This is a genomic window from Lacticaseibacillus zeae subsp. silagei, from assembly GCF_030770335.1.
Taxonomy (GTDB): Bacteria; Bacillota; Bacilli; order Lactobacillales; family Lactobacillaceae; genus Lacticaseibacillus; species Lacticaseibacillus zeae.
Map to the genome: position 1 here is coordinate 196,643 of NZ_CP132484.1, position 24,618 is coordinate 221,260.

At 47.8% G+C, this 24,618-nt stretch carries 20 protein-coding genes; 15 read left to right on the top strand and 5 right to left on the bottom strand.

Going from position 1 to position 24,618, the window contains the following annotated elements; all coding sequences use genetic code 11:
- Positions 1–6 precede the first annotated feature (6 nt).
- The 4 genes from LACZS1_RS00995 (at position 7) to LACZS1_RS01010 (ending at position 2,090) form a co-directional block, all read left to right on the top strand.
- On the top strand, positions 7–219 hold the full coding sequence (locus LACZS1_RS00995; RefSeq protein ID WP_010490053.1) for a hypothetical protein: 213 nt from the start codon (positions 7–9) through the stop codon (positions 217–219).
- Positions 203–529 carry a helix-turn-helix domain-containing protein gene (locus LACZS1_RS01000; protein WP_225358884.1) on the top strand — a complete coding sequence of 109 codons (327 nt, stop codon included), beginning with the start codon at positions 203–205 and terminating at the stop codon, positions 527–529. The genes LACZS1_RS00995 and LACZS1_RS01000 overlap by 17 nt, the downstream gene beginning before the upstream one ends.
- 288 nt (positions 530–817) lie before the next feature.
- Complete coding sequence (locus LACZS1_RS01005; RefSeq protein WP_070650864.1) at positions 818–1,231, top strand: NUDIX domain-containing protein; 414 nt, start codon at positions 818–820, stop codon at positions 1,229–1,231.
- Positions 1,224–2,090 carry a DMT family transporter gene (locus LACZS1_RS01010; protein ID WP_010490049.1) on the top strand — a complete coding sequence of 289 codons (867 nt, stop codon included), beginning with the start codon at positions 1,224–1,226 and terminating at the stop codon, positions 2,088–2,090. The genes LACZS1_RS01005 and LACZS1_RS01010 overlap by 8 nt, the downstream gene beginning before the upstream one ends.
- Positions 2,091–2,332: 242 nt before the next feature.
- Here the strand turns inward: LACZS1_RS01010 and LACZS1_RS01015 are convergent, their stop codons facing one another.
- Positions 2,333–2,599 (bottom strand): helix-turn-helix domain-containing protein, encoded by a 267-nt coding sequence (locus tag LACZS1_RS01015; RefSeq protein WP_047106626.1) that lies wholly within the window; start codon positions 2,597–2,599, stop codon positions 2,333–2,335.
- 347 nt (positions 2,600–2,946) lie between these two features.
- On the opposite strand from LACZS1_RS01015, the gene LACZS1_RS01020 reads away from it, so the two are divergent.
- The 5 genes from LACZS1_RS01020 (at position 2,947) to LACZS1_RS01040 (ending at position 11,040) form a co-directional block, all read left to right on the top strand.
- Positions 2,947–4,575: an ATP-binding cassette domain-containing protein gene (locus LACZS1_RS01020; RefSeq protein WP_070650862.1), complete on the top strand. Its 1,629-nt coding sequence runs from the start codon at positions 2,947–2,949 to the stop codon at positions 4,573–4,575.
- A 586-nt stretch (positions 4,576–5,161) separates the two neighbouring features.
- Positions 5,162–7,168 carry a DHH family phosphoesterase gene (locus LACZS1_RS01025; RefSeq protein ID WP_047106621.1) on the top strand — a complete coding sequence of 669 codons (2,007 nt, stop codon included), beginning with the start codon at positions 5,162–5,164 and terminating at the stop codon, positions 7,166–7,168.
- A 33-nt stretch (positions 7,169–7,201) separates the two neighbouring features.
- Positions 7,202–7,657, top strand: coding sequence for a 50S ribosomal protein L9 (gene rplI / locus LACZS1_RS01030; protein ID WP_025013877.1), 456 nt, complete (start codon positions 7,202–7,204; stop codon positions 7,655–7,657).
- 524 nt (positions 7,658–8,181) lie between these two features.
- Entirely contained in the window at positions 8,182–9,567 is a 1,386-nt protein-coding gene (gene dnaB, locus LACZS1_RS01035; protein WP_010490034.1) for a replicative DNA helicase, read from the top strand.
- A 309-nt stretch (positions 9,568–9,876) separates the two neighbouring features.
- Complete coding sequence (locus tag LACZS1_RS01040; protein ID WP_070652360.1) at positions 9,877–11,040, top strand: hypothetical protein; 1,164 nt, start codon at positions 9,877–9,879, stop codon at positions 11,038–11,040.
- A 114-nt stretch (positions 11,041–11,154) separates the two neighbouring features.
- Here the strand turns inward: LACZS1_RS01040 and LACZS1_RS01045 are convergent, their stop codons facing one another.
- The 4 genes from LACZS1_RS01045 to LACZS1_RS01060 form a co-directional block, all read right to left on the bottom strand.
- Complete coding sequence (locus tag LACZS1_RS01045) at positions 11,155–13,164, bottom strand: glucose PTS transporter subunit IIA (protein ID WP_083311655.1); 2,010 nt, start codon at positions 13,162–13,164, stop codon at positions 11,155–11,157.
- Position 13,165: 1 nt separating this feature from the next.
- Positions 13,166–14,089: an N-acetylmuramic acid 6-phosphate etherase gene (gene murQ, locus LACZS1_RS01050; protein ID WP_070652361.1), complete on the bottom strand. Its 924-nt coding sequence runs from the start codon at positions 14,087–14,089 to the stop codon at positions 13,166–13,168.
- Between the two features lie 32 nt (positions 14,090–14,121).
- Complete coding sequence (locus LACZS1_RS01055; protein WP_070652362.1) at positions 14,122–15,165, bottom strand: DUF871 domain-containing protein; 1,044 nt, start codon at positions 15,163–15,165, stop codon at positions 14,122–14,124.
- A gap of 208 nt (positions 15,166–15,373) precedes the next feature.
- Complete coding sequence (locus LACZS1_RS01060) at positions 15,374–16,243, bottom strand: MurR/RpiR family transcriptional regulator (protein ID WP_070652363.1); 870 nt, start codon at positions 16,241–16,243, stop codon at positions 15,374–15,376.
- A gap of 406 nt (positions 16,244–16,649) precedes the next feature.
- Here LACZS1_RS01060 and LACZS1_RS01065 point away from each other — a divergent pair, with 406 nt between their 5' ends.
- The 6 genes from LACZS1_RS01065 to LACZS1_RS01090 all read left to right on the top strand — a co-directional run bounded on the left by LACZS1_RS01065 (position 16,650) and on the right by LACZS1_RS01090 (position 24,313).
- Positions 16,650–17,942: an adenylosuccinate synthase gene (locus LACZS1_RS01065; RefSeq protein WP_047106616.1), complete on the top strand. Its 1,293-nt coding sequence runs from the start codon at positions 16,650–16,652 to the stop codon at positions 17,940–17,942.
- A gap of 462 nt (positions 17,943–18,404) precedes the next feature.
- Positions 18,405–20,258 (top strand): heavy metal translocating P-type ATPase, encoded by a 1,854-nt coding sequence (locus LACZS1_RS01070; protein WP_070652364.1) that lies wholly within the window; start codon positions 18,405–18,407, stop codon positions 20,256–20,258.
- A 66-nt stretch (positions 20,259–20,324) separates the two neighbouring features.
- The gene (locus LACZS1_RS01075; protein WP_010490017.1) at positions 20,325–20,669 is read left to right on the top strand and encodes an ArsR/SmtB family transcription factor; all 345 of its coding nucleotides are present in this window, start codon (positions 20,325–20,327) and stop codon (positions 20,667–20,669) included.
- A gap of 341 nt (positions 20,670–21,010) precedes the next feature.
- A complete protein-coding gene (locus tag LACZS1_RS01080) occupies positions 21,011–21,520 on the top strand; it encodes an AAA family ATPase (RefSeq protein ID WP_070652365.1) in 510 nt (169 codons plus the stop codon).
- An 89-nt stretch (positions 21,521–21,609) separates the two neighbouring features.
- Positions 21,610–22,821 carry an MFS transporter gene (locus LACZS1_RS01085; protein ID WP_274804389.1) on the top strand — a complete coding sequence of 404 codons (1,212 nt, stop codon included), beginning with the start codon at positions 21,610–21,612 and terminating at the stop codon, positions 22,819–22,821.
- Between the two features lie 1,006 nt (positions 22,822–23,827).
- A complete protein-coding gene (locus LACZS1_RS01090; protein ID WP_070652367.1) occupies positions 23,828–24,313 on the top strand; it encodes a hypothetical protein in 486 nt (161 codons plus the stop codon).
- Positions 24,314–24,618: the final 305 nt, after the last annotated feature.

The following is a 24,618-nucleotide window of genomic DNA, read 5'->3' on the forward strand; positions in this document are numbered from 1 at the left end:
GCAGCCATGGCAGTGATTGGGACGATTTTAATGTTGTTGTTGGCAGTTCTGGCGTTGGTTATTGTTTTAGCGTTGATCGTTGCTGGGATACAAACGTTACTATCTTTGTGGCCGTCCACTAAAATGAAGCGACTGCCGTATTACGTGCGTGCTGGTATAATGTTGGCTTCGCTTTTCAACGCTCTTTATAAGGCAGTCACACTTGGATCTGTTATTTGATCAAAGCAAAGGGGAGCTGAGGATGACACCGAGAACATTAAAGATTGAAGATCTGATAGCTAAATATACGGTTCACCCTGAGGCAAAAGAGCAGTTTGATCAGGGGAAGGTTCGTTTAATGGCCGCTTATCAATTTATGAAAGCACGTGACGCCGCCGGATTATCGCAAAGAGATCTTGCAGCGGCAGCCGGTGTACCCCAAAGAGAGATTGCCCGAGTTGAACTGGGCGAGCGTACAAGTCTTGATACTTTGCGCAAAATTGCAATGGCACTTGGCAAAACACTTGATGTGACTTTGGCAGATGATTAGGCTACAAATTGGTCCATGCAGCGCGCATGGGCTTTTTTGCCGCATTTTTACGATTTATTTTTGGCCTTTATCTAATAATGATGTTTCAAACTCATGGAAAGTGATTGTCAGAGAAACATCAAAATAAATGACCAAATAGTGATCAGAGCCGGACAGTTCGCCGATCAAATTGTATTGTGCGGGAAACGAAACCTCGTAGCAGTAAAAAATATGATTGACACTCCTACAATGCTCGTTATACAATCAATCTCCGCGCTTTTAACCAAATAAATGAAGAGGTGATTCGATATGGTCGAGGTTCATTTTGAAACGGTTCCGCAAAGGCCGGATTCGGTGCTGGTTGTTCAATTTTTTAATGGCGGCATTATCTGGGTACATAATTCCAAACGCCGGTGGGAGCTGACCGGTGGCAAGTTGGAAGCCGGCGAGACACTTGCCCAAGCGGCGGTGCGTGAGTCGTTTGAAGAATCTGGCGCCGTGATTAAGCCGGGTTCAATCGTGCCTTTGGGTTATTATGTGTTACCGACTGGACATGTCACAGCGGTCGTCCGCGCCGAAGTTGATCGGCTGGAGGCGATTCCGGCGTCTTCTGAAACCGACGATCGAAAGTTGTTAATTGCCCCGTTGCCGGATGCTGACAGATCGTTTCATGACGATGTTTACTGCCAGATTTTCCGCCATATCGGGTGGCCAAATGAGTAGCCGTCGCTATGGCTTACTGCTGAATGGGTTGTCGGTGGCGGTGATGGCGCTGACGCCGGTGATGAACAAATGGTCGATGATCACGCTATCGCCACTGGCTGCAAGCTTTTATAATGCACTTATTTCACTGGTGCTGACGCTGGGCACAATCGCGATGACCAAAACAAAAATGGTGTGGATTAAGCAGCCGGTTGTCTGGATTTTAGGACTGACTAATTGCTTGGGCATCTTTTTGCAATACCTAAGCCTCTTTTTCCTTGATCCGGTGAGCGTCGGGTTGATCGGACGGTTTTACATTGTCTTCGCCATTTTGCTGTCGGTGCTTATGCTGCATGAAAAATTTGACCGCCGTGAGCTCGTGCCGATTCTGCTTTGCATTGCCGGTACCGCACTGGTCTCTGATTTCTCGGGAAATGTGAACAACATCATCGGGCTTGCCTGTGCGTTTGGGTACACCTTCAGCTTCGCGTTGACGAACACGTTAGCCAAAAAGGCACTGACCCAGGTTGATGAGAAAATATTACTCTTATACAACCAAGGCAACGCCGTCGTTATTCTCGGATTGATACTCGCCGGAAGCGGCAAGCTCTCTTTTTCACCCAACATGGGCATGGGTGCCGTTGCTATTTCGGCGTTTTGTTCAGGCTTTCTCGGGTTATTACTGTTTTATCGTGGGCTAAAGTTTATCTCGTTTCGCGATGCCAATTTGATCCGAGCGCTTAACCCAATTTTTGTCTTGATCTACTCGTTGCCATTTTTCACGATTCAAATCACTCCGGCCTTTCTGCTCGGCGGCGCCCTGATTGTGCTTTCGATTGTTTGGATGTCGTTACCGGTTAAGAAGTCGCAAATTGATTAAAATGTTCATTCATAGTGAGCAATCTGTTCAGTCCTAAATGCAAGATCATTAAACGGCCAAAACATTTGTGCGCATCTTATGGATTGATTATTTTATCGGGATCGCAGTGAGGTTCATCGAATTAAATATAGCAAAGGGAGATCTTTGCACCTAAACAAATGACCTGCAATGCCCGGAAAGTTCGGCAATTGCAGGTCATTTTATGTAGGCTGGAATCCGTATATCGGATTCCAGTAAAGTTATCAAGCGATCTTAACATAGACCTTTTTACCCATAGCATGAGCAATTTCTGCCAATTTATTAAATGAGACATTATCGCCCCGTTCGATTCGAGCAATCGTTGTCTGTGGTACACCGGCACGTTCTGCTAGGTCAGCTTGTGTGAGGCCCGCCGCTTCCCGTGCGTGATAAAGTGCCAAGGCTGCCGCCGAGCGTTCCTTGTCTAGCGTATAAGCACTGGCAAATTCAGGGTTCTGCATTTCTTTTTTTAATAAGTCATCAATTTTCATGGATTGAGAATGCCACTCCTTTCTATCTGAAATCTATGGATTCTTTATATCATACTTGTGCATAGGATGTGTATATAGGCCATTAAACTTTGCCATCTCCTAACTATATCAAATTGTTCTGTTTTGAAGATTGACGATTTGCATATATTCAAGTTGCCTTTTAGCGGAAGTGGCAGACATTCAAAACCAGCGGTGAATTTAGACAGAAAAGGGACAACGAAGTCAAATTAGAAAATAATTACAAGATTAAATAATAATTGCATTTTAATTGACAAAAACCTTAGCAGGCGTAAAACCATAACTATCCTTAGTTCATCCGCGTCGGCTCACGCTCAGGAGGTGTCTCAATGAACGCTGTCGTATGGCAAACACTAAAGAAGCATCGTGCGGCCTTCATTATCTTGGTGATCTTTACGATGATTAGTACGAGCCTGATCACCGGCAATACATATCTCGAAGGCAAGTTGCTGGATAGTTTGGTGTATAGTCGCGACCCGCGCCTATTTGCGCTGTTCTTTGGCTTAATGCTGGGCTTTAGCATATTAAGGCTCGTTATTTCCTTTTTCACAAGTCATATTCAGATACTGACCAAACAAAAAACGGTACTTGAGTTAAATCGAAAAATTATTTTTCGACTGTTCACAAAAAAAACGCTCAGCATCTTAAAATGGAGCCCGACAACCTTAAGCGCGCGGATCAATGATGACGTGACGGAAATTGTTTCATTTTTCTCTGACACAGTTGTCAGGTTGTGCAGTGTCATTGTGTCGACGCTCACCATCACCGCTTATGTTCTTAGAGCGAATGCTGAAATTTTCACCATTATGGTTGTTTTTTTACCGGTTTATTTCCTTATTTACGTTGTCTTTCATCAGAAAATTTATCGTGTGAGCCTAGAAATAAAAGGCAAACAGAATGACTATTATTCGGCCAGAAACGATTTTATTGGCAGATATGTCGAGATTAAGGGCGCGGAAAATCTGCCTAGTGAGGTAGCGCGGCTCGATCAGGTGGGACACAGCCTATTCAAGACATTCACCAAAAGTTTTTGGATTCATTATTGGATGTCAACCTGGCAAATCGTCATGCAGTTGGCGTTTCAAACTCTTTTCTTTGTCATCGGCGGCCTGGCAGTCTTAAGAGGCAGTATCACCATTGGCTTTTTTGCGATTATTCTCCAGTACTTCGGGCAGTTACTCAATTCAGTCGATCAGATTTTTAGCATTGCTATCGGCGCTGAAGCATATCGGGCCTCACTTGCGCGGATGGAGCAAATTCTGGACATGGCGGACGATCAAACCGGAATGCAAGATGTTGCGCGGATTCACCGGATTGACGTTGATGCTTTTAACATCAAACGATTTGAGGAAAAATCTGATGTACAGGAACTTTTTTATTCGCGTGATCTATCTTGCTCGTTTAAGACACCGGGGTTATACGTTATTTCTGGGGACAATGGCGTTGGCAAGAGTACATTTGTCCGAACGATGACAGGGATTTACCAGCCAGAGTTGAAGGGCAACATTTCAATTAATGGCATTAAGATGAAGCAAATCGATATGCGGACATTGCGGAAAAAGGAGATCGGCTTTTCCTTTCAAGATGTCCCGTCTCCGCATATGACGGTTCGCGAATACTTAGCCGGCATGACTCAAAACGACCCTTTATCAATGGTCAAAAGGTCACCGCTTTTTGCGAAGGTTTATGATTCGGACGTGTTTAAGCTCCGGAATATTTATGATGAGAAGGTCGATGTGCTGTCGAGCGGCGAGTTGCAGTTAGTGCGTCTTTTAGCGGCGTTTGGCAAAGAAAATGCATCCATGTACATCTTGGATGAACCGACTGCCAATATCTATCCGGAGATCCGAGCGACAGTTATTGGGTTACTCAAAGAACTCGCAAAAAGTAAATTAGTCATTGCGATTACCCATGATGATCATTTGCTTCATGTTGGTACGCCGATTGTGATGCAGTGAGGGTTATGTGAGCTGCATTTGCGGCTAAAATTTCAGCTGATGAATTCCGACGAAGCCCGGCATTGGCATTAAGGCGGTATCTTTTAGCGAGGGTGTCGTTTTTTGAGTACAAAAAAATCCGCGCAGCTTACGGTCTACGCGGATTGGTGATGGTTCATGAACGATTTCGACAAGGGTATTCTAACATGGGTTCATCTAAAAAGCATATTTGTATAGAAACTCGTGACAAACCCCGGCTGACCGACGCACTCGAAAACGCGTTCGCAGTCGCAGAAATCTACGTGTAAGGACCTCAAACCTAAATGGCCAAAACCCAGCCATTTAGGCTTGAGGCCACTTACACTCCGATTTCTAAGCGCTCCTGCTCACGCTCTGAAACGCGCTCACTGGCGCAGGAACCTGCGTGTAAGGACCTTGGTCGCAATGGCCTAAGACCGGGCCATCACGCCCAAGGCCACTTACACTCCGGTTCCTAACCGCGCCAGTTCACGCTCTGACCCTCTTTCCAGAATCCGCTTGCACAGTATGGTAGAATAGCTAAAGAAATCCTTAAGTATCTGCGCCAAGTGAAAGCGAGTTTTTCTATATGAAGAAATTGTTTGAACGGATTCGTATGCCGGAGTTTTTGGAAGACATGCGGATGCGGTATGCAGCAATTGCGATGGTGGTTCTTGCGGTCATCGGCATTTTGATCGGAGCCTTGATCCGCCCGTGGCTGGCTTTGTTGATGCTGTTGATTTTAATCAGTCTTGTGGCGACGATTTTTTATGCCCTTGAGACCATTGCCAAGAATACGAATCAGTATATTTCAGATCTTAGTTATCGGATTAAGCGCGGGGAACAAGAAGCGCTGATTAAAATGCCGATCGGGATCATGATTTATGATGAGGATCTGAATATTGAGTGGACGAATCCGTTTCTCCAGAAGTATTTTGGCGATACGGATGTGCTGGGGCAGCCGCTGGAAAAAGTGGATGCCGAGCTGGCTGAGCTGATTCGCAGTCACGAGAACACTAATGAAACCAAAATGGTGACCTGGGGCCAGCATCAGTTTGAGATTATCGTGCAAAAGAGCATTGGCGTTGTCTATCTGATGGATGTCACACGTTATGCTGAAATTGAAGAGCGCGCCGAAGATGAAAAGATTGCTATCGGGCAGATTTTCATTGATAACTATGACGAAATCACCCAGACGATGGATGACCAGGTTGTCACGAATTTGAATAGTTATGTCACCAACCAGTTGACAGATTGGGCCAACCAATTTGGCATGTTTTTGAAGCGGATCGACAACGATCGCTTTTTCTTACTGGCTTACGCTAAGTCGCTAAGGGATGTTGAACGGGATAAGTTCAAGATTCTGGATGCGATTCGGGAAGAAACCTCTAAGCAGAACTATCCATTAACCCTGTCTGTCGGGATTGCTTATGGTGACGAAGATTTAGCTCAACTCGCGGTTACGTCGCAAAGCAACCTGGACTTGGCGCTGGGTCGTGGCGGCGATCAGGTTGTGGTTCGGGCTAAAGGTCATGAAGCCCGATTCTATGGCGGTAAAACCAATCCCATGGAGAAGCGGACTCGGGTACGAGCACGCATGGTGGCACAGGCCTTGCAGGAGTTGTTTAAGCAAACCGATAAAGTCTTTGTCGTTGGCCATAAACGGCCGGATATGGATGCCGTCGGGGCAGCGATGGGGATTCGGCGCATTGCTCAGATGAATGGCAAGGAATGTTACATTGTCATCGACCCCGACCACTTGCATTCTGACGTGGAACGGCTGATGGGGCAAGTTGGTCAGGATCCGGAAGTGGCCAATGCCATTGTGACCCCGGAAGCGGCGTTGTCACAGGCAACGGATCAAAGTCTCCTGATTTTGGTTGACCACAGTAAGCCATCGATTTCAGCCGCGCCTGAATTGTACAAGCGGTTGGCGGCACGAACCGTAATTATTGATCACCATCGCCGCGGGGAAGAGTTCCCGGACAATCCGATGCTGGTTTACATCGAACCATATGCCAGCTCGACGTGTGAGCTGATTGCTGAAATGTTTGAGTATCAGCCGACGAATGTTCCAAGCCTGGATAAGCTTGAAGCAACGGCGATGTTAGCTGGGATTACCGTGGATACGAAGTCGTTCAGCCTGCGGACCGGCACGCGGACGTTTGACGCTGCCAGTTATCTGCGTTCCATGGGCGCTGACGGAATGTTGGCGCAGAACCTGCTGAAAGAAAATATTGACAGCTTCATCCAGCGCAACCATTTGATTGACACAATTGAAATGATTGCCCCAAATATGGCACTATGTACTGGGGAAGAAGATAAGCGCTATGATCCGGTAATTGCTGCCCAAGCGGCTGACACTATGCTGTCGTTGAATGGCGTCGATGCTAGTTTTGTCATTACCAAACGGCCCAGCGGTGATATCGGCATTTCCGCCCGCTCAACCGGGGATGTGAATGTGCAGGTCATCATGGAGGCCATGGGCGGCGGCGGCCATTTAAGCAATGCGGCCACCCAGATCAAGGGCAAAACAATTGCCGAAGTTCGCACCGACTTACTTGCTCAGATCAAAAAAGCAGACGAAGACGCGTGATGCGTTTGTCAGAGCAGAAAGCAGGGATTTTTTATGAAAGTCATCTTTACACAAGACGTTCGTGGTAAGGGTAATCGCGGTCAGGTAAAGGAAGTACCTGATGGCTATGCCGAGAACTTTTTGATTCGCAAGGGTTTGGCTAAGGCGGCCACTCCGCAAGCCATGAGTGCTTTGCGTGGGCAACAGCGGCTTGAAGAGAAAAAAGAAGCTGAGAAGAAGGCTGAGGCTGAAGCGCTTAAAGCCAAGATTGAAGACGACAAGACAGTTGTGCAGATTCAAGCCAAGGCCGGTGAAGATTCCCGGTTGTTTGGGTCGATTCCTAGCAAGCAAATCGCCACGGCGTTGGATCGGCAATATCAGATTAAAGTTGATAAGCGTAAAATCGATTTGAAGCAGCCGATTCGTTCGTTAGGCTTTACCAACGTTCCGGTTAACCTGTTCCCCGGCATTGATGCGCGGATTCGGGTTCACGTGCTTGAGCAGAAGTAGCACAGAGCCTGCAGATCGATTTCAACTAAATAGTGGCAAGCAATATGACTCGTGCGTTAAGAGGGTGTGTCATAATTCATAGCCACAATACAGAAGCGAACTACTCGCAACAAGAGTATGTTCGCCTTTTGTTTCTATGGGGTAATTCGATTGAGTTATTTAAGTTATGAGTGCCAAGGCGGAGCAATCGTAGGCCAGATGGGGCTCAGCTGTGCCCTCCGCTCTAGCTTCGCGTCGCCAGCCCCAGCTGGCCGGAGATTGCGGAGTTTGACACGGTCTGGAACTTATTGCCTCAACCTTGTAGCGCGCGTTTTTGAATGCTTCGGAGGTTATGCCTGACAATGGCGGCTAAAAGCGCATAAGGGCGGGCTTTTCCAGCATAAAATCAGCAATGTTACGTTAAGCGGGAACGCTTGTTTTGGTCAGCGGTTTAACGTAGACTGTTAAGGATAAGTGCTATCACTTTGCAATATTTTAATAGCGAGGTGTTGCAAAGTGAAGTGGCTGAATGGAAGGGGACGCGCATGGATAATCAGTTAATTGAACAGCAACCGCCACATAGTGATGAAGCGGAACGTGCCGTCCTTGGCGGGATTTTTCTGAATGCCGACACATTGCCGGATGCCCAGGAATACGTGACGGCAGATGACTTCTATAAAAAGGCGCATCGGCTTTTGTTCCAGGCGATGACGGACTTACAGGACAACGGGACTGCCATTGATACGGTCACGGTAACGGACTATCTGGACAATCACAACCAGTTGGATGACATCGGTGGTGCCGGTTATATTACCGATTTGGTGGCATCGACGCCGATCGCCAGTAACGTGGTTTATTACGCCAAAATTGTGCAGCAAAAGAGCACCTTACGTAAGCTGATTAACACGGCGCAAAATATTGCCAGCCGTAGCTATACTGAACAAGATGATGTTGAAGGCCTGGTTGAAGATGCCGAACGCCAGATCATGGATGTTTCCGAGAATCGCAACCAAGCCGGATTTAAACAAATTAAAGATGTTTTGAATCAAGCGATGGCGCAAATCGATCAGCTGTATCAAAATGATCAGACGATTACCGGTTTGCCGACCGGATTCCGCGACCTTGATAAGATCACGACCGGGCTGCACGAAGATGAAATGATTATTTTAGCTGCGCGCCCGGCTGTTGGGAAGACGGCGTTTGCGCTGAACATTGCGCAAAATGTCGGTACCAAAACCGATAAAAGTGTCGCGATTTTCAGCTTGGAAATGGGCGCGGAGCAGCTGGTTAACCGGATGTTGTGTTCGGAAGGCAGTATTGATGCCAATCATCTGCGCACCGGCCAGTTGAATGAAGAAGAATGGCAGAATCTGATTATTGCCATGGGTAGTTTGAGTAAAGCAAAAATTTATATGGATGATACACCCGGTATCCGGATGGCTGAGATTCGGGCGAAGTGCCGGCGACTGGCGCGTGAGCAAGGCGATCTTGGGCTCATCATCATTGATTATCTACAGCTAATTGAAGGCTCTGGTCAGGAAAACCGGCAACAGGAAGTCAGCGCCGTGTCGCGGCAACTCAAGAAGCTGGCAAAAGAATTACACGTGCCGGTCATCGCTTTGTCCCAGTTGAGCCGTGGCGTGGAACAGCGACAAGACAAGCGACCGGTTTTGAGTGATATTCGTGAATCCGGCTCAATTGAACAGGATGCCGATATTGTTGCTTTCTTATATCGAGACGATTATTATCGCGATGCGGAAGGCGATGACGATGATGACCAAGGCGGCAGTGACGACGGGGATGATAATGTCGGCGAAGTCGAAGTCATCATTGAGAAGAACCGTTCCGGTCCCCGTGGCACCGTGAAGTTGTTATTCGTCAAATCATACAATAAATTCACAAATATTGCCTATAATGGACCGGATCAGTAAGTTTTTCGCAAAAGATAACGTACCGAAAATGAGTGACGCACAATAACGCGTTTGTCGGCGCAGGGATCTGCGTGTAAGGACCTTGGTCGCAATGACCAAGACCGGGCCATCACGTCCAAGGCCACTTACACTCCGGTTTCTACCCGGGCTGGCTCACGCTCGACCATAACGCGTTTGCCGGCGCAGGAGTCTGCGTGTAAGGACCTTGGTCGCAATGACCAAGACCGGGCCATCACGCCCAAGGCCACTTACACTCCGACTCCTAACCGCGCCGGCTCACGCTCAAAATAAGAAAGTGAGGGATGCCGCATGGATGCCATTTTAATGAGTTTGATGACAGCGCTCAATGAACACCTGCTGATCAATGTTTACCAGCGTGATACTGATGATTTTTACACTGGGTATGTGCAGGTTTTGGGTCATGATGCGGTTGTTCTGGGAACCTATAATGATTCGGGGATTGCTGATGGGTGCGCGTTGATTGCCTTTTCAGCGATTGACCAAGTGGAGTTTGCCGGCGACGATCTGGATAACATGAATTTTCGGATCGGGTTGGCACAGTCGGAGCATTTTTTGACGCTTCAAGGTAAAGAAAAGCCGTTTCAATTTGATGCAACTGAGAGCCTTATTTGGCAATTAGCCAAGCAGGCGCAGGCTAGCGAGCAAATGATCATGGTCGTGGTGGCGGATGACGATGCCTATCTCGAAGGTCGGGTCACGGCGGTCGCTGAGGATCGCTTCAGTATGGCCATTTTCAATAAGTTCAATTACACGGATGTTCGGGCGTTGCAGGTTGATTTCTCGGACATTCTGGTCATGGAATTTCATGGCTTGGACCTCAAGTTGGAAACCGAGCTGGTGCGGCACCGCGATCAGCTGCAACATGTGCCAACGAAGCTGTTTCAAAATGACGGGCAGCTTGAAGGCGTCTTTCAGAATGCACTGGCGGAGAATCGGTTGATTTCGGTTGTGCCAAAAGGGCCGGAAGACCAGTTCTTTGTCGGCCGAGTTAAAGCAGTCAATGATCGGGTCGTGGTGTTGAGTCTGAAGGACATGGCTGGGCAATTTGGCGGCTATATTCTCATGACCTTACCAAGTATTCAAAATGTGGCGACTGCTTCGGATTACCTGCAGACGATCAGTTTTTATGAGCAGTGGGATCAAACGCATCACTTCAGTCAGCAACCGGTCCTAAATGCCGACCGGGAGTTTGATCCGAACGATAATCTGGTTAAGGCGATCATTTCCGAAGCGGCTGGCTTTGAACGGGTTGTCCGGATCAAGGTTGCGGATAGCGACGAGCATTTCCTTGGCTATCCGGAACATGTTGATGAAACCGATTTTGATTTGAAACTGGTGGGTCAAGACAGCGGAGAAACGGTGCGCATTCGCTACGGCCAGATTCGTGAAATTGCGTTTGGCCACATTTTCGCGTACTTGCAGGAAGTTCAATTGAAAAACGCTGATCGCTAATGGTTGATTTTTGAAAAGTTACCGCTTGTGGTTGGTAAAATCTAAAAAAGCATGATTCTCACGATGATGAAAGTGAAAATCATGCTTTTTATTTTGGCACTGGGGGAGCCGAGATTACTTGCTGGTAACTGTAAAGACCTCATCCCCCGCCGCGACGGCCTGATCCGTGAAGGCCGTCAGGGAAGCAACGTGATCCATGTTGGTGATGATGGTCATCACGGTTGTTCCCTTGCCGGCTGCCTGAATTGCTGCTAAGTCCATGGTGGCAATTGGCTGGCCGGCCTTGACGGTATCCTGGTCGTTGACATCAATTGAGAATGGCGCGCCGTTAAGTTCAACGGTGTCTAAGCCCATGTGTACCAGAATTTCCAGTCCGGTGGCCGTGGTCATTGTCCAGGCATGTTTGGTTGGCATGACACTGACGATCGTGCCATCCACCGGGGCGACAATTGTCCCACTGGTCGGCTCGACTGCAAAACCGTCGCCCACCATTTTTTGGGAGAAAACGTCATCTGCAACTTCGGATAGATCCTTCAGCTGCCCTGTAGCTGGGGCGACAAAATTGATGGCGCCGGTTTGAACGATTGCTGTTTCGGTTTCCTGGTCAGCAGTTGGTTGTTCTGGGCTAGGAACCTCTTGTTGCGAATCAGCTTCATCAATCACCGTGCCATCAGCTGCCGTTGCGACCATGGCACTTTTTGGAACGCCAAAGAAGTAGGTGGCCACAAATCCGCCAGCGTAAGAAGCGAGTAAACCAAAGACATACGCCATCCATTGGTGGTTAGCAATCAGCGGAATGAGCGCCGCACCGGAAGGACCGATGGTGATGGCGCCGACGTGGCCAAAAGCACCGACAACAGCGCCGCCAATGCCACCACCGATACAAGCGGTGATGAACGGCCGGCCAAGTGGCAAGCTAACGCCGTAAATCAACGGTTCGCCGACACCGAGAATGCCGACCGGGAGCGCGCCTTTGATGAGGCGGGTTAGTTGCTTGTTCTTGCGGCACTTGATCCACAAGGCCAAAGCAGCACCGACCTGGCCACCGCCAGCCATCGCAAGGATCGGCAGCAACGCCGTGAAGCCGGTATTTTTGATCATTTCCAGATGAATCGGTGTGAGAATCTGATGCAATCCCAACATAACCATTGGCAGGAATGCCAGTCCTAAAACAAAGCCAGAGAAGGCACCGCCGACTTGGAGAATCCAGTTGATGGAGCCGACGAGTGAATTAGACACCCATCCGGCAAGTGGCATGATGAAGAAGATCGTTAGTACACCGATGGATAGTAAGCTCAACATTGGTGTGAAAATAATGTCGATAGAGTCGGGAATCACGCGGTGCAGTTGGTTTTCAACGAGCGCAAGCAGCCAAACAGCGAAGATGACGCCGATGATCCCGCCTTGTCCGGCCAATAACGGTTGATGGGTGAAAATATTGGTAATCGTCACTGGCGCCACCACGCCTGGCAGGTAAATCAGTCCGCCGATAATCCCACCAAGACCGGGAGTTGCGCGAAATTCGGTCGCCGCATTGATGCCGACATAGATGTTCAGGAAGGTGAACAGACCGCCGTTGATAACTTTTAGAACGGTAATGAATTGGGTCCAGTCTTTTGGTAGCTGACCGGCAGCTAACATGTTCGCTAAAATGCCGGCAATCCCGGAAATCAACCCAGCGCCGACAAACGCCGGGATTAATGGGATGAAAATTGCCGAAATGTGTTTCAAAGCGGTGCGCCACCAGGTTTGTTTCAATGACGCTTTGTGGGCAGCGTGAACCTCGGCTGCCTTGGCCTCGACAGCGGATTTGTTGTCTAGATGAGCATTTCCGGTAGCAGTGCTGTCCGGGAACGGATCACCTAAGCCGACACCGACTTTATTGACCATCGCTTGGGCGACTTTGTTGACGGTTCCGGGACCAACGATGACTTGCAGTGTTTCTTCTTCAACGACGCCGAGAACGCCGGGCACCTTTTTCAGGCCAGCCACGTTGACTTTGGCGTTGTCTTTGATGGTCATCCGCACACGCGTCATACAGTGGATCAGTTTCGCAACGTTTTGTGGGCCGCCGACTTGTGCGTAGATGCCGTCCCCCATGATTTGATATTTATCTTGCCCCATTTTATACTTCCTCCTCCTGACTTAGTGCAACGGCTTTGCTGATGAAGCCGTTTGCACGATTGAGTAACGTTTGCGCGATGGTGCTAGGTTGGTCGGTCAAGATCATGACAATTGCTAATTTAACGTGCCGATTGGCTGCCTCAAAGGCCTTTGCTGCAGTTGCCGCATCACACCCGGTCGCTTGTTGAATGATGCGCTGGCTGCGGACAACCAACTTTTCGTTCGTTGGCTGGACATCGACCATGAGATTCTTGTAAACTTTGCCAATCCCGACCATGGCACCGGTTGAGAGCATGTTTAAAACGAGTTTTTGCGCCGTGCCGGCCTTGAGTCGGGTCGAACCGGTGAGTACTTCCGGACCGGCGGGGACTTCAATAGCGATTTCGGCATGCCGACTGATTTCGGCGCCGGCATTGCAAGCCAGACTAATCGTTGCGGCGCCGACAGATTGGGCGTAGTCGAGTCCGCCGATCACGTACGGCGTCCGCCCGCTTGCCGCGATGCCGACAACGACATCGTTGGCGGTCAACTTGCGGTCTTCCAGATCCGTTTTGCCAAGCGAGGTTGAGTCTTCGGCCCCTTCAACAGCGACGGTCATGGCTTTCATCCCGCCGGCAATCAGTCCTTGCACCATTTCCGGTGACACGCCAAAGGTTGGTACACATTCAGCAGCATCCAAAACGCCTAGTCGGCCACTTGTGCCGGCGCCGATGTAAAATAAGCGGCCATTTTGTTTGAAGGCGGTGGTGATCGTTTGAATCGCCGCCTCAATAGCTGGCAACGCCTGATGAACGCTTGGGGCAACGGTTTGCTCTTCGGCGTTCATCACAGTTGCGAATTCATGGACGCTCATGGTGTCCAGGTGCATGGTTCGTTGATTACGGGTTTCGGTGGTCATCTGGTCTAAATTGATTGATAAAGTCATCGTTTTTCCTCTTTCATTTTTCGTTTTGGCAGTTACTGCTTGAAGCGGAGCGCTTGGTGCGGACCGACATGATCAAGCAAAGGCAACGCTACCGGTGCGACGTGACCGATCACATTGACTTTCGGATCGGCCGGTAAGTCGCAGCGGGTTATTTGGAGTTCGCCAGCGTATCTGCCATAGCGGGTGTTATCAAGGGTAATGCTGCCGCGGGGGCGTTCATCGGTGTGATGCGGCTCCGGGGCGGCGAAAATATGCTCAAGACGGGCTTCTGCGAGCCGCACGACTTGCTGCGCGACATCCGGGCGATTATGCCAGGTTAAATGATATAAGCGGTCATCGGCAGTTTGGGTTTGAATCAAAAGCACCTGGTCGCTCGTGTAAGCCTGAAAAGCGGCGATGCTGCGTGGACTGAGTTGCGGGTCGCCGATGTAAACATGGTCGGTTGCCAATCGTTTGAGGTCCAGATAAGCGGCCAACGGTAGTAAGCCGCGATGAGGCTCAAGCGTCGGCAAGCCGGCAAAAAGGGGACCCCGTTGCTGTGCGTCGCCTGGAATAAAGGCCATGGTTTTAAAACCGAGTGTGTGCAGCCAATGATTCTTTTGTTGGAACCAACATGGATCCAATCCGGTTTCCGGTCGCGGATAGAAATTGTGCCACGCCTCGATGTGCCTGAGGTTGGCTTTGGCATTGGCCAACTGATCAATGGTTTCGGCCGAAAGGGTGCTGGCATTGAGCGCAACCCCCATCGTGTGCGACAGCGCTGCGACCGTGGTCATGTCAATGCCGTCGTCAATGCGCACGCCGTCTAGTTGTAAGGCTTCAATGCCGGAGCAGTCCCGCGGCGCAATCCCCAGTCGCTTCAAACTAGCTAGGGAAATGTCGGCCACAACTGCCAAACCTAATTGGTGGCAGCTCGTTATCAAGTGGTTTAAACGTTGTCGTAAAGTTTTTGGATCATCTTCCGGTAACTGCAAAGATGTGAATACCCCGGTGAAGCCTGCTTGCTGCATCTGTTTCAGATAAGCTGTTTGTTGTTCATCAGCCGGTTCACTGAGATAGCATGAGAACCCGATCATCCTTATTCCTCCATAAGTTGTGTCATCGCCTGATACTGGTGATGAAGTGCCAACCAACAACGAAAGGTGAAAGCCCTTTCGAGATTAAAGATAACCGATTTATCTGAAGATTTCAACATATTTCGTATTTTTTCGAAACAAAATTTCAAAGATGACTAAAAAATAACGCATCGACGGCCGATGCGTTCAGGGTGAAACTCGCTTGTTGTTATTTGAAACCGTGACGCATGAATTCTTTGTATGTTGTTACCAGCGCCTTTGAGTCATCGGTTTGTTTTTTGGAGGTGTCGTAATAACGGCTGACGTAGGCGTAATATAAAATATCAATTAACATAAACTGCGCATGCAAGGACTGCGTTGCCGCAAATCGATTAGGCGCTTCCATCGGCTGGGACGTTTGAATCACGATATCGGCATAATGCGCGAGTGAGTTGTTGCCGAGTTTGGTCGTGGCAATCACCGGCAGTCCGGCTTTTTTAGCCAGTTTAGCGCCTAAGACTGCTTCCGGTGATTCACCGGAGTTTGAAATAAACCAGGTAAGGGTACGCTTAGGATCGGCTGTGGCAGCGACCGGTAGAAACAGGTTCAAGTCATCGCTGAAATGGCAGGCGTAACCGAGGCGTCCCCATTTTTGCGCAATATTTTGCGCGGAAAGATACGAGGCACCAACGCCGAATAGCAACATCTGCCGACTATGGTGAATCAGATCGGTGATCGTTTGCACTGTAGCTTCGTCAACTTGATCAACCGTTTCGCTTAAAGAGCGCTCGGCATTGGTGCGCAATTTGGTTTTAATGGTAGTCAGACTTTCATCCTTTTGAATTTCCTGATAATCCAGCTCATTAGCCTCACCATTTAAATCAGCGGCCAGCTGCATTTTTAATTCGTTATAGCCGGCAAACTGCAATCGCTGGGCGGCCCGACTGACTGTGGCAGGACTGGTACCCGCAGCTTTAGCAAGCTCATAAACACTCATCGTCAGGACATCCTGCGCGTGGGTTAACACGTAGTCCACGATTTTCTTTTCGGCTTCTGAAAGTTCACCGCGCGTACTTTGGTAATTACCTTCAACACTCATAATTGCTCCTCCTTCTAAGCACGGCGCGACACAGTCTAAAAGGAAAATATTGATCCATACTGATTGATAGACAGTACTAGACTCGGTCCGTGCACGACGAAAAAACGTACAGGTTCGTACAGATTTTGCTATCCTCAAGTCATCATGCCATGAATGACCAAGATTGCCAATGTTTTGATCAGAAATCCAGGATGCCAGATTTTTGCCGGGTGTCAAGTCTGACAAAATTTTATTTTCGGATTCAGCTGAATAAATGCTGCCATTTGATATAATTGTTCGTATTTTTAAAGATAAGAAAGGAAATAAAAGGATAAAGTTCGTATTTTACTTGTCTTCCCTCACCGATCCTGTTAGACTACGAAATGGCGGGCGAATCCCGCACTAATCCGTGAGGAGCGATCGATAAATGGGAACTGTAGTTATTGTCGGCACACAGTGGGGCGACGAAGGTAAAGGGAAGATTACCGATTTCCTGAGCCAAGGCGCCAAGGTGGTAAGCCGTTACCAAGGTGGCGACAACGCTGGCCACACGATTCATGCTAACGGCCAGGTTTACAAACTGCGCTTGATTCCGTCTGGGGTTCTTTATCCGCATCAACTATCTGTGATCGGTAACGGTGTTGTCGTCAACCCTAAGAGTCTGGTCGGCGAACTGGCCCGTCTTGCTGAGCAAGGGGTGACGGGTGAAAACTTACGGATCTCGGATCGCGCCCATGTTATTTTGCCTTACCATATCAAACTTGATAAGTTACAAGAGGCTGCCAAGGGTGCCGACAAAATTGGTACCACCAATCGCGGCATCGGACCGGCCTATATGGACAAAGCGGCCCGTGTCGGAATTCGGATGGCGGATCTGCTTGATAAAGAAATTTTTGAAGAACGATTGAAGGCTAACCTGAAGGCCAAAAATGAAGAATTCGTCAAAGTCTATGACAGCACACCAATGGCATTTGATGATATTTTTGAGGAATATTACAACTACGGCCAGCAACTCAAGCAATATGTTTGCGACACGTCGATTGTCTTGAACGATGCGATTGACAAGGGTGAACATGTTCTTTTTGAAGGTGCACAGGGCATCATGCTGGATATTGACCAAGGGACGTATCCGTTTGTGACGTCATCGAACCCTGCTGGCGGCGTGACGGTGGGTGCCGGTGTCGGTGCCTCCAAGATCGATCGGGTGGTCGGCGTTGCCAAGGCGTACACATCACGGGTCGGCGATGGGCCGTTCCCGACTGAATTACTTGATGACACTGGCGACTTTATTCGCAATGCCGGTCATGAGTTCGGTACGGTTACCGGGCGGCCGCGGCGGATTGGCTGGTTTGACGCTGTTGTGGTGCGCCACTCACGCCGGGTTGCGGGCATTACTGATTTGTGCCTGAATTCGATTGATGTGCTGACGGGCTTGGACACGGTCAAAATCTGTGTGGCTTACGAACGTGATGGCGAACGAATCGAGAATTATCCGGCATCGCTGAAGTTCCTGAGTGAATGCAAGCCGGTTTATGAAGAGTTGCCTGGCTGGAAGGAAGACATTACCCACGCCAAAACGTTGGCAGATCTGCCGGAAAATGCGCGGCATTACGTTGAGCGGATTACCGAATTGCTTGGCGTTGATCTGTTGACCTTCTCCGTTGGTCCGGATCGTGATCAGACCAATGTGATTGCGAATGTTTGGGATAAGGTTGAGTAAGCGAAGTATTTCGGAATGTTGGTAGGCTCAGAGTTGCTTGCCGTGCCAAACTCCGCAATCTCCGGCCAGGTCGGGGCTGGCGACCGCGAAGCTAGAGGGGTGGGCACGACTTAGAGCCTCTGCAAAAGCGGCAGAGTCTCTAAGCTCGGCCTTGATGTAGGCGGGGCAAAAGGCGCCCCACCAACAACAATGTCACCCCTGAGCCCCATCTGGCCTCCGATTGCTCCGCCTTGGCACTAAATCTTGAAATGCTAACGAATTACTTATAAGAAGACGAAGGACGAATGAATGCCATCTGCGTATATACGGTAGGCAGTCATTCGCCCTTTTGTATTCTCCAAAGTGGGCTTAACAATCGCCGGAGTTTTTAATTGACATCAATGCCAGAAGCCAGTATATTCAAAGTAACATATGAACAAATGCTCATATGAACATAAAATATAAAGGTGGTTATGATTCGATATGACGAAAGCGATTGGCTTGTATTTATTTGGTGTTATTGCTTTTATCGGCGGTTTATGGATCAGTCAGCCGCTGCCGCGGGCGACACTGCTTATTTTGGCGGCTGTGGTTGCCGGTTATCACGTCATTGCGGAAGGCGTGGTTGAAACGATTCAGGCGTCAAAAGCGCGGCATCGTTTTTCGCCGAATATCCATATTCTCATGGCTTTGGCTGCGATCGGGGCGATTGCGATTGGCAGTTTTGAAGAAGCGTCAATGCTGATCCTGATTTTTGCCGGTGCCCATTTTCTTGAGGAATATGTGGAGAATAAAAGTCGCAAAGAGATTACCGCACTTTTGGCAATGGCACCACTTGAGGCCCGACGCTATGGACATGATGGCGAGTTCGAAGTTGTGCCAGTTGCTGAACTTGAAATTGGCGATCGCCTGCAGATCCTTAACGGGGCCCAGGTGCCGACAGACGGCGTGATTGTTGCCGGAACTGCGAGTCTCGATGAATCGGCGATCAGCGGCGAAAGTATTCCGCGGGAGAAGCAGGTCGGCGATGAAGTGTTTGGTGGGACGATTAACGGCCAATCAACGTTTGACATGCGTGTGACGAAGAAAAGCGACGAAACGGTCTTCGCCAAAATTATCCAGATGGTTCAGGCGGCGCAACAGTCGCCGACTAAAATGGCAAGTGTCATTCAGCGATTCGAGCCGATTTATGTCAAAGCAGTCTTGGTGGCGCTGCCGATTGTTTTCTTGGCGGGGCCGTTCTTGCTGCAATGGTCGTGGATGACCAGTATTTACCGAACCATCGTCTTCTTGGTAGCCGTGTCACCATGCGCTTTGGCAGCCAGCGCTGTCCCGGCAACACTATCGGGCATCTCGAACTTGGCCCGTCATGGGGTACTTTTCAAAGGCGGCAGCTATCTGGCGAACTTAACCCAGCTTAAAGCGATTGCGTTCGACAAAACCGGAACGTTGACGGAAGGCCGGCCGGTGATGACCAACAGTGAGTTTGCGCCGCATGTGGATCAGGCAGCGTTGACGGCGATCATCACCGCGATGGAGAAGCAAAGCAACCACCCGCTGGCGACGGCGATTGTGGCGCATTTTCCGGCAAGTGATTTGGTGCTTGAATCCGTGCGCAATGAAATCGGCAAAGGGCTGACCGCCGAGTATCAAGGGCACACTTACACGATCGGCAAGCCGCAGCGGTTCACGCATGTCGATCCGATTTTTCGGCAGCGTGCCAAGGTGCTAGGACAGCAAGGAAAAACCGTGGTATTGGTGGCTATTGATCAGCAAGTCGTTGGCTTAATCGCTTTAATGGATCAAGCTAAAAGCAGCGCCAAAGCCGCGATTGCTTACTTGAAGCACCATGATATTCAGCCGGTGATGATTACCGGTGATGGCAAGCAAACCGGGGAAGCAGTAGCGGCGGATTTGGGAATCGAACAAGTTGTGACCGATGTGATGCCGGAGCAAAAAGTTTCCATCGTCAAACAGTTGCAGGAAAAAATGCGACCGGTCGCGATGGTCGGCGATGGCGTGAATGATGCGCCAGCGCTGGCTAATGCCGAAGTGGGCATCGCCATGGGCTCCGGTACGGACGTGGCCATTGACGTAGCCGATGTGGTGTTGGTCAAGAATGATCTGTCCCGCTTAGCTTTTGCCCACCGCTTATCCGCTAAAATGAACCGGATTGTGATTGAAAATCTGCTATTCTCAATGGCAGTCGTGGTGATGTTGGTCATTTTGAACGTGTTGCAACTCACTAACATTGCTTGGGGCGTTGTTTTCCATGAAGGCAGTACCTTGGTTGTGATTTTAAATGGATTGCGCTTATTGTTGCCGCAGAAACCTTGAGGCAAAAACCGCCTTTGATGTAAAAGTCTGCTAAAATGGCCTTAAGTATCGTAAGGAGCCATGCAGATGACAACCAATGATGTTCATACAACTGCCGCCAGCGACAGTGACATTCCCGACGATGAGGGCTTACGTGATATCCTCGAAGTCTTTAAAACCATGAGCGACCCCACGCGGATGCGGATTATTTTGGCCATTGCCAAAGGACCCATCACAGTCAACGAGCTTGCGGCGATGTTAGATCTTGGCCAGTCCACCGTGTCGCACCAGCTGCGAATTTTGAAACAGACGCGCCTCGTTGTGGGCGATCGCTCGGGCAAGCAGATTTATTACCACTTGGTCGATGACCATGTTTTGGAGATTTATGAGCTGACTAAGGCGCATATAGAAGAGAAGCAGCATGGGCAGTAGAATTGTCATGGCGGAAAATCGGCGTATATTATTGCTGAAAAGGAATGACCAAGCAGACTCGATTGATGAGGTTGCTTGGTCATTTTTTGCGTTGGAGCGCTTTAAAAGTTAAAGAGTATTTACTTATCATTTATTTAATGATATCGTCATTAAAGTTACATGAGATGCTTATATGAACGACGAGGCAAAAAGTCGTGAAAGAGGCAATAGTTGACGTGACAAGGGAAAAGTTGATGAAAAATCAACTCAATGATCCTGTCAGTTTGACCACTAGGCCATCTCGGAAAACAATGCGTCTCACACATGCCATGTAAAAGTTACAGATATATGAGGTTGACGCAATGAAAACACTATACTTAATCGGCGGAACGATGGGAGTTGGCAAGACTGCGGTTTGTCAACAACTGAAGAAGGATCTACCGCAAAGCGTTTTTCTTGATGGGGATTGGTGTTGGGACTCAGATCCTTTTCAAGTGATAGAAGAAACGAAATTAATGGTAATGGACAATATTTGCCATTTACTTAACAATTTTCTGGCCTGTTCTGCGTATAAAAATGTCATCTTCTGCTGGGTTATGCACCAACAGACCATCATTGACACCATTATCAATTCACTACATACGGAAAACTGTACTGTTAAGTGTGTTTCATTAATTGCGAATGAACAAAGCCTGCGTGAAAGACTTGAGCAGGATGTCGCTGCTGGCATTCGTAGTATGGATGTCATTGAGAAAAGCATTTCGAGAATGCCACTGTATCAGAAAATCAACACGACAAAAATTGATACGAATGGCAAAACAATTCAGATGGTTGCGGATGAAATCAAACACACCAAGGGACGAAACAAGTAGTTTTGATTGCCGTTTGTTTTTAATTTCTAGAAATGAAAGATTGAGAATTGAAACGAGATTTTCTGCTCTAGGGTTAAAAAACAAAAGAGGTGTGGCATGAATCATCGACCGTCGCAGAGCATACAAAAATACTACCTGTACACCCTGTTCACACAGCTGAGATTCACAAGAATTGTCAACGTCATCTTTCTGGTTCATTTTTTGAAATTCAGTTTGCTGCGTTGCAATCGCTGTTTTTATTCTCTCAATTTGCATTCGAAATCCCGAGCGGTGTTTTAAGTGACCTTTTCAAGAAGAAATCGGTTATTGCGATTGGGCTGTTTTTGCTGATTCTCTCGCCATTACTCATGACCAGCGTGAATCTGACGAATCATTCTCTGGGATTTGCCGTTATTGTGTTTGCGTTTATTTTGGAAGGTGTAGGTAATGCGCTTCTTAGCGGTGCAGATGATGCTTTGTTTTTTGAAGCAATCCGGCGCGATGGGTTGGAGAAAGCATATGCAAAAATTCGTGGCAGAATTCAGCTGATTAGTGCCATCGTGACCGGTATAGCAACGTTTATTGGCGGGTATTTATATTCGTTAAATGAGATGTCGCCCTATTTTTTTCAGGCATTTATGCTGCTGGGAGCCGGTGGGGTTATTGTATCGATGAAAGAAGAAAAGTCTACCGTTGAATCAGTTCGGGTTTCTTCACAGTATGAAAAGGTCAAGGACATCCTTCTGGTCTTTGATGAGGTGAGAAGGTCGGCGAACGTTCTTTTTCTTGTTGTTTTCACAACACTCGTCGTTGCGATGGTCAACGCCATTTTTTCTTTGCTGCCGTCTTATGTTTCAGACCTCGGGTTCACTTCTTCTGCAAATGGGACGATTTTTATGATTTTCAGCTTTGTCGGCGGATTTGTCGCAACCCAGGCTTTCCGACTCACAAAAGTAAGCTATCGGACGCTATCGCTGATCATCATTGGTTTACTTAGCGTGGGGATGATCCTTCAAGTTCAATCTAATGCCTACATTTTCTTAATTGGTGCCTGTTTATTGTATGTCACAGTCGACATTTTGGATCCGATTGTTATGGAGATGCTGAATTTATGGGTTAAGGATTCAGCACGGGCTACTTTGATATCAGGGCTTTCATTTGCCGTTAGCTTGGTCACCATGATCGTCAATCCTCTTATTGGCATTGTCATCCAACAATGGGGTACGGTTTTAATGTTGACGGTATTTTCGTTCTTCACGGTAGTCATGATCGCAATTTCTTATATTTTGATTTTTAGGACAAGTAAGGGAAAACGAGATTAAAAGAAGTGACACCAATGAGTGTATTCAGTGCAGCAGCTGTGTCATGATGGTTGTTTAAATGCTTTAGGCTTGGGTGTTGTTGCGTAACTGGCCCCAGACAAATGACTTCAAACGAAGGTCGTTTGTCTGGGGCTATTTTGTTTCCCAAAAGTATCTTAATAGTTGATTTTAATACGTCTAAGTTTACAGAGCCTCGATATACAGCGATGATGTGCGCCCATACAGTGAGAATAGAAGCCAGAAAAGAGGAGGCCAAATGGTAATCAATGCGGGGGGCTGTGATCAGCACTTATCGGAAACAGACAGGCATTACCCAGCAGGTTTTGGCAGATTTTATTGGTAGTTTGAAGGCGTTAGTTTCAACATGGGACCCAGGAGTTCCCCGAGCAAAAGGACATTAGAAACAACTCATGAAATACCTTTTTGCATATAAAAGAACATATTATGATGCTGCAAGATACCGCACAAAGACCGACTCGTATAGATCTACAAACGCAAAAAAACAAAATTAAAACTTACGAGAAATAAAATCCTGCGTTAAAATATAGCTATTAAAGGTGTGGGAGGAATGAGATGAAAAAGACTAAATCGGCGTGTATTCAACACAGATCTTGCATTTCCTTTTGAAAGAGGGTTATGACCATGAATATGCCATCAAGGCAATTATATGGAGAAGTAAAGAAACATAAGGAGTATCTAGAGGAAAATCATATAAACCATAAAATCCTCTCGTTAAAGCGAGGGGATGGCGGCTCAGTTATTCATTATATGGGGAATACAATACACCGATAGTTGGAAAGCATTCTGATTGATCTTTTAATTGACAATAGAAGAAAAACTTTGGTAGAATTAAGGAGTCAAACAGCGGACGGCGTAGAATTTTGATGCTTCTACGTTGTTTTTTTGTTTGTCGGATTTTCTACCAAAGCGTCTCGAATATCGGGAATCTTGTATTGTCTGAGCCGTTTTTCTATTGCACTTTTTGATTTTAGGAGGAACTATAAAGATGGATTTTTACATGAAATTACCACGTAACAAAAAAGAATTTGCACTATTTATGGGGATTGTCTCTGTAAATATTATCGCGCCGCTTATTACCTGTTTTGAGTCAGGATTTCACCTTTATGTGTGGCGAGACGTACTGACGATACTTCCGTTTATCTGGCTGAGTGTGATTGCTATTGTGCTTATTACTTATATACCGGCAGAAAAAATGACAGCTCTGATTGCGGCGAAAGACGACAGTTTCCGCTCTCATATTGTCGTGAATATTTTATGTACAGTATTGATGATGTCTGTTTTTCTGACTGTAATCGGAACATGGATTGGGACACGCGCTATCACCTTAGAACCGATACAGATGTTTTTCTATAAGTGGCCCAGAAACTTTGCTATTTCATTATTCGTTGAAATGTGTATCGCACAGCCGATTGCCAGATTTGCACTTTTACAACTGCATACAAGACTTGATGAAAAAAGACAGTTGGGATAATTAAAAAAATGTATAGACTGTTTGAATTCTGACTTTATTTATGCGCAAGCTGAGAAAGAAAATTGATCCGAAGCCTTTGAGCTTGTGATCCTGAATCCAGCCGGTGTGGGCTAACTTTCAGTTGATGGCGTTGAACGGTTTTGCCAAGCAGCATCAAATCAGGACCATCGCGGGCTTTAAAACGAGATGCGACCGGTTTGCAGGACGATGAATGATCGTCTTGCGGAACGGCCGCCTTTTTTGATGACACGATAAAGCCGCAGCTATGCGAGTTTGTTATGTTCTGAGATGGATGAGCCGTTTTT